Here is a 15,582-nt window from a genome sequence, read left to right as displayed (position 1 = left end):
ATGAGTGCGGCCGGCCTCACTGCCTCCACCTTGCCTTCCCCCCTGCCCTCCGCCCCGCGTTCCGCGGCCGACGGTGCCCCGCCGCTGCTCGCGGTCGAAGGGCTGACCAAGCGCTATGGCGGCCTCGTCGCGGCGAAATCGATCGGCTTTTCCGTGCGGGCCGGCGAGATCGTCGGGCTGATCGGGCCGAACGGCTCGGGCAAGTCCACGGTGATGAAGCTCATCATGGGGCTGGAACGCCCGAATGCCGGCAGCATCAGGCTCGACGGCACCGAGATCGCCGGCTGGCCCTCGCACCGGGTGGCGCGGGCCGGCATCGGCCTCGTCTTCCAGCATTCGCGGCCGCTGCACCGGCAGACGGTGCTGGAGAACATCAAGCTCGCGCTCCTGCCCGACAGCCTGATCCGGCTCTTCGCCGATGCGAGCGTCGAGACACGCGCCCGGGCCATCGCCGAGCGGGTGGGTCTGGGCAGCGTGATGGACCGCCGCCCCGGCACCCTGCCCTTCGCCGACCTGCGCCGGATGGAACTCGCCAAGGCGATCGCCCGCGATCCCAAGGTGGTGCTGGTCGACGAACCCTTCGCCGGTCTCACCTCCGGCGAGGTGGCGGATTTCTCCGCCCTGATCCGCGGTTTTCGCGACGAGGGCAAGGCGGTGCTCCTCGTCGACCACAACGTGAAGAGCGTATCGGCCCTCGTCGACCGGGTCTTCGCGATGTATCTCGGCGAGCGCGTCGCCGAGGGAAGTGCCGCCGAGGTGATGCGCAACGAGACCGTGCGCCGGGTCTATCTCGGCGGCAGCATCGAGACCGCGGCGCGGCCCGAAGCCAATTTCTCCGGCGCACCTCTGCTGAAGGTCGAGGGGCTCGACGTGCTCTACGGCAAGGCTCAGGCCCTGCGCGGCGTCGGCCTCCACGTCCACGAGGGCGAGTTCGTCTCGGTGGTCGGCCTCAACGGCGCCGGCAAGACCACCCTGTTCAACGCCATCTCGGGCCTCGTTCCCTATTCCGGGCAGATCGGCTTCGCCGGCGAGCCGCTGGCGAAGCGCACGCCGGCGAGCATTGCGCGGGGCGGCATCGTGCAGGTGCCGGAGACCCGCGAGCTGTTCGGCGAGATGAGCGTGCGCGAAAACCTCGATCTCGGCGGCCAGCACCTGCCCAAGGCGGAGAGCGCGCGCCAGCTCGACTGGCTGTTCGAACTGTTCCCGATCCTCAAGAGCCGCGGCGGCCAGATGGCCCGCACGCTGTCAGGGGGCGAGCAGCAGATGCTCACCATCGCCCGTGCCCTGATGATGAAGCCGCGCCTCCTGATCCTCGACGAGCCGACGCTGGGCCTCGCGCCGGTGATCCTGGAACAGCTCTCCAAGGCGTTGGAGCGCCTGCGCCAGACCACGCCGATCACCGTGCTGCTCGGCGAGCAGAACGTCACCTTCGCGCTGCCCCATGCCGACCGGGTCTACGTGCTGGAGCATGCCCGCATCGTCTGGGAGGGCCCGCCCGACCGCTTCGCGGCGGAGGCCGGCAGCGGCTACCTGTAGGCACCGATCATCGACGATCACCTCAAGCGCGGCCGGAGACGAGGAAATCGGAAAACGCCCAAAACCCTTGACTCGGGTTAAGGCGGCCGGAGAGGAGGAGTCGTAATCGGGCAGGACAGCCACCCCAGGAGAGAGCGGCATGTCCTGCTACTACTTTCACTTCCAGGTCGGCAGCCGTCTCATCCGGGACACGCGCGGCGTCGAGCTTGAGGAGCCGCACGAGATCATCACCTGTTCGGCTCATATCGCGGTGCTGCTGAAACGCCGCGCTTGCCGCGAGCCCGAGTGGAAGGAGGCGATCATCCACGTCGAGGACAAGGAGCGCCGCTTCAGCCTCTTCCTGCCGATCGCCCGGTTCGCGGATGCGATTCCGAGGTTGCAGGCGTAGGGTCGTTCGAGGATCGGCGGCGCCTGTCTCTCCGCCGAAAAGTGTCCGATTGAAGAACCCTCATCCAATCGAGCGCGGGATTCCCTCTCCCAACACGGGCTATCGCATTTACACACATCTCGGCCTGAATGATGTCCCCTTTAAAGGTAGCGCGCCTCCCCTCCCCCTTGTGGGGAGGGGAATGCACTCGACCGTGAGACGCCAGCACAAACGACACCGGCGCCAGCATCACGCCGCCTTGATCTCCGTCACGAACCCGCCGATCTCGCGCTCCAGGATCGCGGCCTGACGCGCCAGGTCCCGGGCGGCGTGCAGCACCTGATCCGCGGTGCCGCCGGTGCGGTCGGCGCCCTGCTGCACCGCGTCGATGTGGCCGGAAACGACTTGCGTGCTGTGGGCGGCGTGCTGGACGTTGCGGGCGATCTCGCCGGTGGCGGCGCTCTGGCGCTCCATCGCCGTCGCGACGCCGGTGGCGATGGCGTTCATGTCGCGGATCGTGCCGCCGATCGCCTCGATCGCCCGCACCGCCTCGACGGTCTGGGCCTGGATGCCGCCGATCTGGCCGGCGATCTCGTCGGTCGCGCGCGCCGTGCGGGTGGCGAGATCCTTGACCTCGGCGGCCACCACCGCGAAGCCCCGTCCCGCCTCGCCGGCCCGCGCCGCCTCGATCGTGGCGTTGAGCGCAAGCAGGTTGGTGCGCCCGGCGATGCTGGTGATGAGCTGGACCACGTCGCCGATCTGCTGCGCCCCGGCGGCGAGCGCCCGGATCGTCGCCTCGGTGCGGGCGGCCTCCGCATCGGCCCGGCCGGCGATGACCGAGGAATGGGCGACCTGGCGCACGATCTCCTCGATGCTGGCGGAGAGCTCGTCCGTGGCGCTCGCGACGCCGCCGACATTGGCCGAGGTCTGGCTCGCCGCCTCCGCGACCCCCGCCGACAGGCTCGAGGATTCGGCGGCCGAGGTCGAGAGGTTGTGCGCCGCCCCCTCCATTTGGCCCGCCGCCGCGGTCAGGGTCGCGATCAGCGCCGAGACCTTGCCCTCGAAGCCCCGGGTCAGGGCCTCCAGGTGGCGCGCCCGCGCCATCTTGGCGTCGGTATCCCGGCGCTGGATCGCGTCGCGGTGCTCGGAATCGACCAGGCCGTCGCGGAACAAGGCCACGGTGCGGGCCATCGCGCCGATCTCGTCGGCCCGGCCGGTATCCGGCACGTCGATCGACCGGGCGCCGCCGCCGAGGGCCGCCATGGCGCCCGAAAGGCGCTGGAGCGGCGCGGTGATCGAGCGGGCGAGCAGCAGCGAGATCACGATCCCGAGGAGCACGATGCCGGCCGCCTTGGCGAGAAAGGCGGTCGTCCCCTCCTTGACGCCGCGGGCGAAGTCCCGCTCGGCGTCCAACCCGTCGCGGGCCACTACCGCCAGCAAGGATTCGGAGGCCTTCATCGATTCGTCGCGGGCCGCCCGGGACAGCTTCAGATGCCGTCCCCACTCGGCCGAGAGAGCCGAGGCGCGATCGAGCGCCCCGCGCCAGGCGGTCAGCTTCGCCGCGAGGTCGGAATTCGCCTGCACCTTGGCCTGGCTCGCCGCCGCGGACTGGCCTGCCGCCGCGATGAATTTGGGGTCCCCCGTCACCTTCAGCTGCACCGTCTGGTCGCGGGCGGACTGGAACGCCTCGACGGCAGCGTTCAGCATGCGGGCCTGGTCGATGTCGCCGGACTCGAAGGCGCGGGTGCGTTTCTGCGACAGGACCGCAGCGATCTGCTCGCCGGCCTGGTCGATCTCCTGGCTCAGGAGGGCGGTCTCCTCGCCCTTGATCCGGGCCAGGATGGCGTATTCGTCGCCGTAGGTCCGCAGGGCCTTGGCGATCACGGCGCTCGTCGCAAGCTCGTCGCCCGACAGCCCGACCGCAGGACCGCGTTCGATCAGGCCGACGGATTTGTCGAGGAGGTCGCGGGCGGCCTTGAGAACCGCCGGGTCGAAGCGCTGGAGCCAGCGGCTGAGCTCGAAGCGCGCCTGCAACATCGCCATGTCGACGGAGCGGACATGCTCGGCCTTGGCGCGGTTCTGCTGGTAATCGGCGAAGTCCGAGCTCACCTGCGTCACCAGCAGGTAGCCGGACACCGCGACACCGACGGTGGTGGCCAGCACCACGCCGAAGCCCGCGAAGATCCGCGCCTTGATCGACAGCCGCGCCAGGCGCCCGCCCTTGACCGACATCCGCATCGCACCCGCCGTCCCGCTCGAGGCCCGCTCTGCCGGCAAGGTTGGATGCACTCCGCTAAGGCACACTTAAAATGAACGCTTTTTCGCCTTTCGGACCGAAAGATTATTGGACGGCCGAGCGATCGGACCATGGAACGACAGTCAGGTGGACGGCTCTCGCGCGATGGACAAGGACGACGCATCGACAGGGCGGTTTGCGTCGAATCGGGGCTTCCCCGTCACACGTCGCCGCCGCCTGACCGGCAACCGCCTCGGAGGAGCTCGACGTTACACCAACTCCTCACGGCAAACCTGTCTCGTCACGCCGAACCGTCCGCATCGCGCCAAGTCTTCAGCCATAGGCCGCCAGCGCCCGGGTGTGGCCGGGCTCGGCCACCGGAATCCCGGCATCGGTGTATTCGTTGAGCTTGTTGCGCAGGGTGCGGATCGAAATTCCGAGAATCTTGGCAGCGTGGGTGCGGTTGCCGAGGCAGTGGTCGAGGGTGTCGAGGATCAGGTCGCGCTCGACCTCGGCCAGCGAGCGGCCGACGAAGCCCCGCGTCGCCGCCTCGGCGGCCTGGACCGCGCGGGCGGCGGGGCCGGCGACCGCGAGCGCGTCGCCCTCCGGCGAGCGGATCGCGTCGGCGTCGATCTCAGGGCCACTCGCCAGCAGCACCGCCCGGTGCAGGGTGTTCTCCAGTTCGCGGACGTTGCCGGGCCAGGGGCTCTGCATCACGAGGCGGCGCGCCTCGGCCGAGAGCGGCCGGGTCGGGACGCCGTTGGCCTCGGCGTATTTGCGGGCGAAGTGGCCGGCGAGTTCGAGGATGTCCGACGGGCGGTCGCGGAGCGGCGGCAGGCGCAGGTTCACCACGTTGAGGCGGTAGAGCAGGTCCTCGCGGAACGTGCCTTTTCGCGCCTCCTCGGCGAGGTTGCGGTTCGAGGTGGCGAGCACCCGGATGTCGACCTTCACCGGCTGCGTGCCGCCGACCCGGTCGATCACCCGCTCCTGGAGCGCCCGCAGAAGCTTGGCCTGGAGCCGGACATCCATCTCGGAAATTTCGTCGAGGAGCAGCGTGCCGCCATGGGCCTCCTCGAACCGGCCGATGCGCCGGGCCACCGCGCCGGTGAAGGCGCCCTTCTCGTGGCCGAACAGCTCGGATTCGAGCAGCGCGTCGGGGATCGCCGCGCAGTTCACGCTGACGAAGGGCTTCTGCACCCGGTTGGAGCGGGTGTGGAGGTAGCGCGCCAGCACCTCCTTGCCGGTGCCGCTCTCGCCGGTGATCAGCACCGAGGCGTCGGAGCGCGCCACCTGCTCGGCGAGCTTGACCACCCGCTCCATCGCCGGATCGCGCCACACGAACGAGCGGGCATCCGCCGTCACCGCCTCCAGCACCGCGGCGATCAGTTCCGGATCGGGCGGCAGCGGGATGTATTCCTTGGCTCCCGCCTGGATCGCCGCCACCGCCGCCTTGGCGTCGGTCCCGGTGCCGCAGGCCACCACCGGGGTGCGGATGCGCTCGTCGGAGAGCGCCGTCACCAGGGTCCGGATCGCCAGCGCCACGTCGACCATCACGAGGTCGGCGCCCTTGGCCCTGAGCGCGTTGAGCCCCTGCTCGATGCCGTCGGCCTGGGTCACGGCCGCGCCGCGGCTCATGGCGATCCGGGAGGCGGTGACGAGTTCGCCGCTGAGGCGTCCGATGATCAAGAGCCGCATGGCGGGCACTCCGTTGGGCGGGTCGGGGTGGCGGATTCGGATGTCAGCCGTCGGCCTTGACGATCTCGGTCATCGTCACGCCGAGTCGCTCCTCGACCAGCACCACCTCGCCGCGGGCGACGAGGCGGTTGTTGACGAAGATGTCGATCGCCTCGCCGACCTTGCGGTCGAGCTCCAGCACCGTGCCGGGGCCCAGCCGCAGGAGGTCGCCGATCGGCATCCGCGACGAGCCGAGCACCGCCGAGACCATCACCGGCACGTCGAAGACCTGTTCGAGGTCGGCGGCCGACTTGGCGGCCATCGGGGCGTCGCGCATCGCGCCGGACGCCGCGGCGTCGAAGGCGAGATCCGCTTCGCTGAGCTGCGGCAGGCCGAGATCGTTGTCGGAGGACATTGGCGTACCTCGTGGGAGAAAATGGAGTGGGAACGGGGCGTCAGGCTTTGGGCAGGGCGGCGATCAGGGCGGCCTCGATGGCCGCGCGCTCGCGCACCACGCCGCCATCGGCCCATTCGATGCGGGCGTCGCCCGGCGCCATGCCGGGATCGCCCATGACGATCAGGCGGCCCTCGTAGCCGCGCTCGCGAGCGAGCCGGGCCACCTGCCGTTCGGTCTCGTCGACGAGGGCGTCATGCACCCGGATCGCCAGATGCGGCACGCCGCGCAGGTGCTGGAGCGCGCGGCCCGCCGCTTCCGCGATCGCCGCCACCGGATGGCTGTCGAGGGCGGCCCCGGCGATCTTGCGCCCGAGCGCCACGGCGAAGTCGAGGGCCTGGGCCTCGAGCGCGGCGTCGCGGTCGTCCGCCGCCGCGATCATGCCGGCGGCCGAAGCGGCGACCCGGTTGAGGGCGTCGGCGAGGCGCGCCTGCACCTGCGCCTCGGCCTGGGCGCGTCCCTCCTGCAGGCCGCGGGCATAGGCCTCGGCCTCGGCCGCTTCCCGGGCGGCCTCCCGCGCCGCTTCCTCGGCCCGGAGCCGCGCCTCCGCCAGCGCCTCGGCATCCGGAGCCTCGTCCCGAGGGGGCTTGGCGGGGGGCCCGCGGAAATCGGTATCGAACAGGAAGCGCCGGATCTGCGCCATCAGGCTTTGTCCCTCGGGGCTGGCTCGGTCGTCGTGCGGGCAGGCATCAGTAGACCAGCTCTTCCTCGGCGCTGTTCTTGGCGATCATGATCTCGCCCTTCTCGGCCAGTTCCTTGGCGAGGTCGGTCATCTTCGACTGGGCCTCGTCGACCTCCTTGAGGCGGATCGGACCGAGCGACTCGATGTCGTTCTGCATGTTCTTCGACGAACGGCTCGACATGTTGGCGAAGAAGAAGTTCCGGACCGGGTCCGACGCGCCCTTGAGCGCGCGGGCCAGCACGTCGCGGTCGACGCTGCGCATCAGGGTCTGGACGCTGCCGGCATCGAGCTTCATCAGGTCGTCGAAGGTGAACATCAGCTGGCGGATCTTCTTCGCCGAGCCGCGGTTCGACTGGTCGAGGGCGGTGAGGAACCGGATCTCGGTCTGCCGGTCGAAGGCGTTGAACACGTCGGCGAGCAATTCGTGGGCGTCGCGCCGGGTGGTCTGGGCGATGGTCGAGACGAACTCGACCCGCAGGATCTCCTCGATGTGGCGCAGCGCCTCCTTCTGCACCGTCTCCATCCGGAGCATCCGGTTGAGGACGTCGATGGCGAAGTCCTCCGGCAGGATGGTCAGGACCTTGGCGGCGTAGTCCGAGCGCACCCGCGACAGGATCACCGCGACGGTCTGCGGGTATTCGTTGCGCAGGAACGATGCGAGGATCTCGGGGTCGATCTGGGTCAGGCTGGCCCAGACCCGGCGGGTCGAGGCGCCCTTCACCTCCGCCATGATCACCGCGACCTGCTCGGGCGGGAAGATCTTGAGCAGCAGCGACTCGGTGCGCTCGAAGCTCGAGGTGATGCCGCCGCTGGCCGAGAGCCGCGACACGAAGTCGATGATCAGGGCCTCGACCGCCTCCGCCTCGAGCGAGCCGAGCTGGACCATGGCGTGCGAGACCTTCTTGATCTCGTCCTCCTCCAGCATGCGCCAGATCGGGGCGCCCTCCTCCTCGCCGAGCAGGAGCAGCAGGGCGGCGGCCCGCTGGGTTCCGGGCATCTCGGCGAAGGTCAGTCCCCCGGAGGTGGAGCGGGAGACCGGCATCGAAGTCATGGCCATGGCGTCGGCGTCTCTCAGGCGGGACGGGTGTTCACGGGGTCGCGCGGGGGCCGCGGCGGCGGGGGTCGTCGATCCGGCAGCGTCGGCGGTCGTCGATCCAACAGCGTCAGCGGTCGTTGATCCAACAGCGTCAGCGGTCGTTGATCCAGGTGCGCAGCACCTCGACGGTCTCGGTCGGGTTCGACTTCACGATGTCGACGACCCGCTCGATCGTCTCGGCCTGGATCTTGCCGTTGATCTTGGCGAACTCGACGACGCGGCGGGCCTGGCTCTCGGGCAGCGCCAGTTCGGCCGGGGCCGCGCCTGCCAGCGCGCCCTCCACCGCCATCACCAGGCCGGGATGATCGGCGGCGAGGATCGAGATCGGGGCCTGCGCCGGATCGTCGGAGGCGACGACCTTCTGCACCAGCGGCCGGACCACCGTCATCAGCACCACGAGGCCGAGGAGGAAGAGCACCGACATCTCGGCGATGCGCAGCACGTCCTCCTTGGTCGGCTGGAGGAGCGAGGCCAGCAGGCCCTGCTCCTGGAACTCAGGCACCGCCGGGGTGTCGGCGAAGCGCAGGTTCACCACCTCGACCTGGTCGCCGCGGGCCTTGTCGTAGCCCACCGCGGTACGCACCAGGGCGGTGATGCGCTCCAGTTCCGGCGCCGGCCGCGGCGCATAGGCCGGCTTGCCGTCCGGGCCGGCGGCGTAGGTGCCGTCGATCAGCACCGCAACCGACAGGCGCCGGATCCGGCCGCCCTCGTTCACCTCGGTGCGGGTGACCCGGGAGATCTCGTAATTGGTGGTCTCCTCGTTCTTGTTCGAGGCCTCGCGCGGGCCCTGGTTCTGCTGGGCTTGGGTTGCGCCGGGCAACTCGTTGCCGACTGTGACGCCGTTCTCGCTGCTCTGCGACTGCGAATTCTCGCTGCGGGTCTGGGTCGAGCGCACCACCCGACTCTCGGGATCGAAGGTCTCCGACCGGCTCTCGACCCGGTTGGGATCGAGCTCGGCCGTGACCTGGACCCGGGCCCGGCCCGCCCCGACGATGCCGGCGACGATCTCCTCGACCTGGGAGCGCAGCCGCCGTTCCATGGTGGTCTGGCGCTCGTCGAGGCCGAGTCCGTTCTGCGCCTCCGCCCCGCGGGCGCCGTCGGCGAGCAGCCGCCCGCGCTCGTCGACGATCGAGATGCGGTCGGGCTTCAGGCCCTCCACCGCCGAGGCGACGAGGTGGCGCACCGCCCGGACCTGGCCCGGATCGAGGTCGCCGGACAGCTTCACCACGATCGCGGCGCTCGGCGCCTCGCGGTCGCGGGAGAACAGCCGCTTCTCGGGCAGGACCAGGTGGACGCGGGCCGCCTGGACCCGGCCGATCGCCCGGATCGAGCGGGCAAGCTCGCCTTCGAGGGCGCGCAGGTGATTGACGTTCTGGACGAAGCTCGTCGACGAGAAGGCGTCGCCCTTGTCGAAGATCTCGTAGCCGACGCCGCCGGCGCTCGGCAGGCCCTTGGCGGCGAGATCCATCCGCAGGCGGGCGAGTTCGCTGCGGGGCGCCAGCACGGTCTGGCCGGCATCGCCCTTGGTCTCGTAGCGGATGCCCTTGGCGTCGAGGTCGCGCAGGACCGCGCCGGCATCCTGCACCGACAGGTCGGTGTAGAGAACACCCATCTCGGGCCGCGAGACCCGCAGGATGACGAACGCGAAGAAACCGATGAGCGCGAGGGTCACCGCACCCATCGCGGCGAGCCGCGCGGGCCCCAGCTTCGCCACCAGATCGAGGACCGGCTTCACGACCATGCACCCGCCAACCGGAGCCACCGCGGCCCCAGGGCAAAATTTGCCGAGTCGTGGTTATGACTTGGTTAACGGCGCACAATTGAATGCGCACGGAGCCGGGACGCCGCCGCTCCGGGGGGAGGCGGAGGCCCGGCTCTCGGCATCGCGGGTCAGCCCGGGCGAGTGTCCGAGGACGGGATCGCCACGGCTTCTCTCCTCCGCCAACCGGCGGGACAAGCAGACGCGAGGCGATCCTGCCGTCCTCGGATGATCCCGCCGTGCCCGTCCCGGGGCACGGACAGCACCCTCACTGACGGTAATGCTGGATCCGGGTCGTGCGCAGGCCTGCGAGCCCGTGCTGCTCGATCGAATACTGCCAGCTCAGGAATTCCTCGGTGGTCAGCGTGTAACGCTGGCACGCCTCTTCGAGGCTCAGCAGCCCGCCACGGACGGCGGCCACCACCTCGGCCTTGCGCCGGATCACCCATCGGCGGGTATCGGTCGGGGGAAGATCCGCGATCGTCAGCGGACTTCCGTCTGGCCCGATGACGTACTTCACCCTCGGGCGATGCGGTTCGGTCATGATACGCTCTACACTCGACTGACCTGTCGAGACCGAAGCTAGGCACCCGCGCTTAAGATTGGTTGAATCATTTCCCTCGCATGTGATTCGTAATCCACAGCAATCCACCGAATCAGTTGCCGCCGGTTCCACCGATCGCCTCGACGCTGCTGAGGGCCACGGTGCGGTCGCCGATGGTCAGGACCGGTTCGGCACCGGAGACGTCCACGCTGGTGATCGCCCCGGTGATCTTGGTGTCGACGGTGACGCTCGAGCCGGTGGCGTCGAGGGCCTGCACCTTCAGGGTGTACTTCCCGTCCGCGGCGAGCTGCCCGGTGGAGGCGCGCCCGTCCCAGGTGAAGCTCTGGCTGCCGGCGGGCAGCGCCTTGGTCTGGGTGGCGACCACGTTGCCCTTGGGGTCCGTGATGGTCATCACCGCCTTGGCGGCGGCGCGCGCCGGGGTGAGCGTCCAGGTTGCGGACCCGTCCGCGAGCGACGAGGTGGCGCCGTCCGCCGTCACGGTCTTGCCGATCAGCCCGGAGGCGGTTGCCGCCGCCGAGGCCTTGCTGGCGGTGATCAGGCTGCCGAGCTGGTCGTTGGTCTTGAGCTGCTGCTCGACCGAGGCGAACTGCACCAGCTGCTGGGTGAACTGGTTGGTGTCGAGAGGGTCGAGCGGGTTCTGGTTCTGCAGCTGCGTCGTCAGCAGGGTCAGGAACTGGTTGAAGTTCCCGGCGATCGTGCTGGCGTCGCTCGAGGCCTTGGCACCGGTCGGGTTGGAGAGACTGGTCAAGCTGCTGATGCCGGCGGTCATCGGGACCTCGCGAGTGTGGTCGTCATGGGTCGTCGGTCGCTTCTGGCGTCGCCGCTAGATTCTGAGGTCGAGGCCGAGGCGCTGGCCGAGGTTGCGCAACGGCGCCGCGGCCTGCGCCTCCTCCGCCGGAGCCGCCGCGCGGTCGGGGCCTTGCGGCCGGCCGGCCTGGTCGCGCTGCGGGTTCTGGCCGCCGCCGTCGCGCAAGGAGAAGGTGAGGCCCGCCGTGCCGGGATCGAGCCCGGCTTGCGTGAGCGCCTGCTGCAGGCTGCCGGCATCGCGCTGGAGCAGCGCCAGGGTCTCGGGCCGCTCCACCGTGAGATGCGCCTTCACGGTCCCGTGCTCGCGGGCGATGTCGAGGCTGACGTCGATCCGGCCGAGCTCGTAGGGATCGAGCCGGATCTCGAACCGGTTGCTGCCTGCGAGCGCCCGCATCCCGATGGTGATCGGCACGGCGCTCAAGGGAGCCTGGACCGAAACCGCCGGGCGGGTCTCGGCGGCGGCCGGCGCCGCGGCGTCGGCGCCCTTCGCCTGCGACGCAGGCGCCGACGGGTCGGGCGCCGCGAGGCCGTCGGGCACCGGCAGGGGACCACCCTGCTGCGGCCGGTCCTTACCGTCCACCTTCGCGGCCTCGGAGAGAAGCGCGGCGATCCGCGGATCGGCGGGCGTCGCCGCCTCGATGGCGGCACCCGGATCGGCCGATGCCGCTCCGGACGCCGAGGCGGCGCCGGTCGCAGGTGGCGCGGCCGCGGGAACGGGGGCGGCCGAGGCCGCCGGGTTCGGCGTGGGACCGGCGCCGGGAGCGTCGGCGGAATCCTCCTCCGTCCCGTCGGCCGCAGACGCCTCCGCGGTCTCGTCGTCGTCGCCGGCAGCCGCGCGAACCGCTTCGGCCTGCGCCGCATCGGATGCCGCGGCGGAGGGCTTCGCGCCGGTCGCGGCCGAGGATTTCGCGGCGACGTCCTTCCTCACGCGGTCGTCCGTCACCTCCCGCGTGGCCTTGTCCTTCGTGATCTTGTCCTTGGCGGCCCGGTCCCGGTCGATCGCATCCTCGGCCCGTTCCTGGCGGGACCGAGCCTCCGAGGCAGCGTCGGCCCGCCTCGCCTCGCCTCTCGCTTCGGCCGATCTGGTCTCGGTGGGCTTCGGGCCGGACCGCGTCGTGTCCGAGCTGGGCCGTGCCGCCGTATCGGCCTGCCGCGCAGGCGTGCGGGCGATCCGGGCGGTCTCCCGATCATTCGGACGGAAGGGCTCGTACGCGACGGCCTTCGCCGGCCGGGTCGGCTCGCGCCCCGCCATCCGTCCCCCCTCACCCGCTCCGCTGATCTGCATCGCCGACCTCCTGGGTCCCGGCAGAGCAAGCCGCCTGCCAGTCCAACGGACAACGTAAGCTATTGATGAAAAGCGATAAAAATCTCCGACCCCTCCGCCCTCGATGGCCGCCCGGTCGGAATCTGCCGGGAGCCCGGCAAGAACTTCCCTGTAGGCCGCACTCCCTCCCGCCCTGGCAGAACGGCGGTCGGATCGCTATAGACTCCGCCAGCGGCGCCGGGATCCGCTTGCCGGAGCCGCCCCGAGACACCCCCTCGCACGGTCATGAACTCGCTCGATCTGCACAAGGCCCCGGAAGACACCCGCGTCGTGGTGGCGATGTCCGGGGGCGTCGATTCCTCGGTCGTCGCCGCGCTCCTGAAGCGCGAGGGCTACGACGTGGTCGGAATCACGCTGCAGCTCTACGACCACGGCGCGGCCACGCATCGCCGCGGCGCCTGCTGCGCCGGCCAGGACATCCACGATGCCCGCCGCGCCGCCGAGACCATCGGCATCCCGCATTACGTCCTCGACTACGAGGACCGCTTTCGCGAAGCGGTGATCGACCGCTTCGCCGACAGCTATCTCCAGGGCGAGACGCCGATTCCGTGCGTCGAGTGCAACCGCTCGATCAAGTTCCGCGACCTGCTCACCACCGCCCAGGACCTCGGCGCCGACGTGCTGGCGACCGGCCACTACGTCGCGAGCCGGGCGCTGGCGCATGGCGGCCGCGCCCTCCACCGTGCCCTCGATCCGGCCCGGGACCAGAGCTACTTCCTGTACGCGACGACCGCCGAGCAGCTCGACCTCCTGCGCTTCCCCCTCGGCGAGCGGCCGAAGGACGAGACCCGGGCGCTGGCCAAGGAATTCGGCCTCTCGGTCGCCGACAAGCCCGACAGCCAGGACATCTGCTTCGTGCCGCAGGGGCGCTACCAGGACGTGATCGCGCGGCTGCGGCCCGACGCGGTGCGCCCGGGCGAGATCGTCCATCTCGACGGGCGGCGGCTCGGCCGTCACGACGGCATCATCGGCTTCACGGTCGGCCAGCGCCGCGGCCTCAACGTGGCGGCGGGCGAGCCGCTCTACGTCGTGCGCCTGGAGCCCGGCGAGGCCCGGGTCGTGGTCGGCCCCCGCGAGGCGCTCGCCACCTCGGTCATCCGGCTCGCCGATCCGAACTGGCTCGGCGACGCTCCGCTCGCGGCCTCCCGCGACCTGCCCGTGGCGGTGCGGGTGCGCTCGACCCGCGAGCCCCGCCCCGCCCTCCTCGCCTGGAACCCGGACACGGCATCGGCCGAGATCACGCTGGCGACCCCCGAGGACGGGGTGTCGCCGGGCCAGGCCTGCGTCATCTACGCCGATGACGGGCCCCGGGCACGGGTTCTCGGCGGCGGCACCATCCGGCGGGTCGCGGCGGACAGCCTGGCGGCGGCCTGATCCGACCCCGGCCCTCGCCCCTGCCGATGCGATTTTTTCGAAGATTTCCCGCGGAAACCGTACCACACACGCGCGCATCGACGCTCGCGCGGCGATCGAACTCGGAGAGATGACGGACATGCTGAGCGAGCCGCGGGAGGCCGGGCCCACCACCGCCTTGATGCGCAAGGCCTATGCGCGCTGGGCGCCGGTCTACGACGTGGTCTACGACAAGCTCACCGAGCCGGCGGCGCGGGACGCGGTCGAGGCGGCATTGGCCGGCGGGCGGCGGATCCTGGAGGCCGGCGTCGGCACCGGCCTGTCGCTCGGCTACTACCCGAAGGATGCCGAGGTCTACGGCGTCGACCTGTCCGAGGACATGCTCCGCCGAGCCAACCGCAAGGTGGCGCGGCGCGGGCTTTCCCACGTCAAGGGCCTACAGGTCATGGATGTCTGCCGCCTCGGCTATGCCGATGCGAGCTTCGACGCGGTGGTGGCGCAGTTCCTCATCACCCTGGTGCCCGACCCGGAAGGGGCGCTGGACGAGTTCCTGCGGGTGACGAAGCCCGGCGGCATGATCGTGCTCGCCAACCATTTCGGCCAGGACCGCGGCACCGTCGCCAAGGTCGAGGAAATCGTCGCGCCGCTCTGCGAGAAGATCGGCTGGAGCTCGGCCTTCAAGGCCGCCCGGATCGAGGCCTGGGCCAAGAGCCGCGGCGTGACCTTCCTCGGCGTGCGCCCGACCTTCCCGGGCGGGTTCTTCAAGATCCTGCGCATGCAGAAGCCCGGGTGAGCGCGCCGATCCGGCCTGACGAGCCCCCGTCCGGCGAGGACGCCCTCCCCTCGGAGGCAGGCCCGGAAGCCGTGGCGGCCCCGGCCTGGCGCGGATGGCTGCGGGTGCTGCCGCTCGTCGCCCTGGTGGCCCTGTCGCTGGGCCTGCTGGTCGGAGGCATCACCCGCTGGTTCAGCCTCGACCAGCTCCTCGCCTCCCGGGCCTATGCCAAGGCCTGGGTCGCGGAGGGATTCTGGCGCGCCTATGCCTGCGCGTATCTCGCCTATGTCGCCACCGTGATCGTGTCGCTGCCGGTTTCGGTGGTGATGACGACCCTGTGCGGCTTCCTGTTCGGGCCGGTCGCCGGCGCGTTGGTGTCGATCTCGGCCGCCACCACCGGCGCCGTCGTGGTGTTCTCCATCGGCCGCACCGCGGCAGGCGAGGTGCTGCTGCGTCGCGCCGGCTCGCGGCTGGGGCGCCTCGCGGAGGGCTTTCGCCGCGACGCCTTCTCGTACGTGATGGTGTTGCGGCTCCTGCCGGTCTTCCCGTTCTGGATGACCAACCTGGCGCCCGCGATCTTCGGCGTGCGCCTGCGGACCTTCGCGCTCGCCACCCTCATCGGCATCAGCCCCGGCGCCTTCATCTACGCCTCGGCCGGTGCCGGAGTGGAGAACGTCGTGGCGGCCCACCAGGCGGCGAAGGAGGCCTGCCTCGTTGCCGGCGGCATCACCTGCGACGCCGCCCTGTCGCTGCGGGCCATCGTCACGCCGCAGCTCGTCGCCACCCTGCTCGGCCTCGGCGCCCTGGCGCTGCTGCCGGTCGCCTGGCGACGCTGGCGCGGCAATCCCGGCTGAACCTCACCCCCGATACGATCACGCGCAATTCTTTGGCTGGCGTCTGGATTTTTTTCGATCCGGGGATAGCTTCCTGTCGCTCCCCATGCGTGAGGGGGGGCCG

At 70.7% G+C, this 15,582-nt stretch carries 14 protein-coding genes; 5 read left to right on the top strand and 9 right to left on the bottom strand.

The features are described from left to right. Complete coding sequence (locus AC3AOF_RS08030) at positions 1-1,536, top strand: ATP-binding cassette domain-containing protein (protein WP_236991264.1); 1,536 nt, start codon at positions 1-3, stop codon at positions 1,534-1,536. 139 nt (positions 1,537-1,675) lie between these two features. Further along, positions 1,676-1,924 carry a DUF6894 family protein gene (locus AC3AOF_RS08025; RefSeq protein WP_236991265.1) on the top strand — a complete coding sequence of 83 codons (249 nt, stop codon included), beginning with the start codon at positions 1,676-1,678 and terminating at the stop codon, positions 1,922-1,924. A 228-nt stretch (positions 1,925-2,152) separates the two neighbouring features. On the opposite strand, the gene AC3AOF_RS08020 is transcribed toward AC3AOF_RS08025, so the two are convergent. From AC3AOF_RS08020 to AC3AOF_RS07980, 9 genes are all read right to left on the bottom strand, one after another. Next, positions 2,153-4,141, bottom strand: a complete 1,989-nt coding sequence (locus AC3AOF_RS08020) for a methyl-accepting chemotaxis protein (protein ID WP_488348170.1) — start codon at positions 4,139-4,141, stop codon at positions 2,153-2,155. Positions 4,142-4,472: 331 nt separating this feature from the next. Further along, a complete protein-coding gene (flbD, locus tag AC3AOF_RS08015; protein ID WP_236991267.1) occupies positions 4,473-5,834 on the bottom strand; it encodes a sigma-54-dependent transcriptional regulator FlbD in 1,362 nt (453 codons plus the stop codon). Between the two features lie 43 nt (positions 5,835-5,877). Then, complete coding sequence (fliN, locus tag AC3AOF_RS08010; protein WP_236991268.1) at positions 5,878-6,228, bottom strand: flagellar motor switch protein FliN; 351 nt, start codon at positions 6,226-6,228, stop codon at positions 5,878-5,880. A 40-nt stretch (positions 6,229-6,268) separates the two neighbouring features. Further along, on the bottom strand, positions 6,269-6,910 hold the full coding sequence (locus AC3AOF_RS08005) for a FliH/SctL family protein (protein ID WP_236991269.1): 642 nt from the start codon (positions 6,908-6,910) through the stop codon (positions 6,269-6,271). Positions 6,911-6,956: 46 nt separating this feature from the next. Next, positions 6,957-8,006, bottom strand: a complete 1,050-nt coding sequence (gene fliG / locus AC3AOF_RS08000) for a flagellar motor switch protein FliG (protein ID WP_236991270.1) — start codon at positions 8,004-8,006, stop codon at positions 6,957-6,959. 130 nt (positions 8,007-8,136) lie between these two features. Next, positions 8,137-9,780: a flagellar basal-body MS-ring/collar protein FliF gene (gene fliF, locus AC3AOF_RS07995; RefSeq protein ID WP_488348169.1), complete on the bottom strand. Its 1,644-nt coding sequence runs from the start codon at positions 9,778-9,780 to the stop codon at positions 8,137-8,139. Between the two features lie 292 nt (positions 9,781-10,072). After that, positions 10,073-10,348 (bottom strand): CtrA inhibitor SciP, encoded by a 276-nt coding sequence (gene sciP / locus AC3AOF_RS07990; protein WP_048443591.1) that lies wholly within the window; start codon positions 10,346-10,348, stop codon positions 10,073-10,075. A gap of 112 nt (positions 10,349-10,460) precedes the next feature. After that, complete coding sequence (locus tag AC3AOF_RS07985) at positions 10,461-11,138, bottom strand: flagellar hook assembly protein FlgD (RefSeq protein WP_236991272.1); 678 nt, start codon at positions 11,136-11,138, stop codon at positions 10,461-10,463. Between the two features lie 54 nt (positions 11,139-11,192). Further along, entirely contained in the window at positions 11,193-12,461 is a 1,269-nt protein-coding gene (locus tag AC3AOF_RS07980) for a flagellar hook-length control protein FliK (RefSeq protein ID WP_488348168.1), read from the bottom strand. 264 nt (positions 12,462-12,725) lie between these two features. On the opposite strand from AC3AOF_RS07980, the gene mnmA reads away from it, so the two are divergent. From mnmA to AC3AOF_RS07965, 3 genes are all read left to right on the top strand, one after another. Continuing rightward, on the top strand, positions 12,726-13,874 hold the full coding sequence (mnmA, locus tag AC3AOF_RS07975; protein ID WP_236991274.1) for a tRNA 2-thiouridine(34) synthase MnmA: 1,149 nt from the start codon (positions 12,726-12,728) through the stop codon (positions 13,872-13,874). A 118-nt stretch (positions 13,875-13,992) separates the two neighbouring features. After that, positions 13,993-14,646 (top strand): class I SAM-dependent methyltransferase, encoded by a 654-nt coding sequence (locus AC3AOF_RS07970; protein ID WP_488348167.1) that lies wholly within the window; start codon positions 13,993-13,995, stop codon positions 14,644-14,646. Continuing rightward, positions 14,643-15,479 carry a TVP38/TMEM64 family protein gene (locus tag AC3AOF_RS07965; RefSeq protein ID WP_488348166.1) on the top strand — a complete coding sequence of 279 codons (837 nt, stop codon included), beginning with the start codon at positions 14,643-14,645 and terminating at the stop codon, positions 15,477-15,479. Before AC3AOF_RS07970 ends, AC3AOF_RS07965 begins: the two co-directional genes overlap by 4 nt. The last annotated feature ends 103 nt before the right edge of the window (positions 15,480-15,582 follow it).

Source organism: Methylobacterium sp. 142-1Y, assembly GCF_057747795.1.
This window is presented reverse-complemented; position numbering and strand designations above follow the sequence as displayed.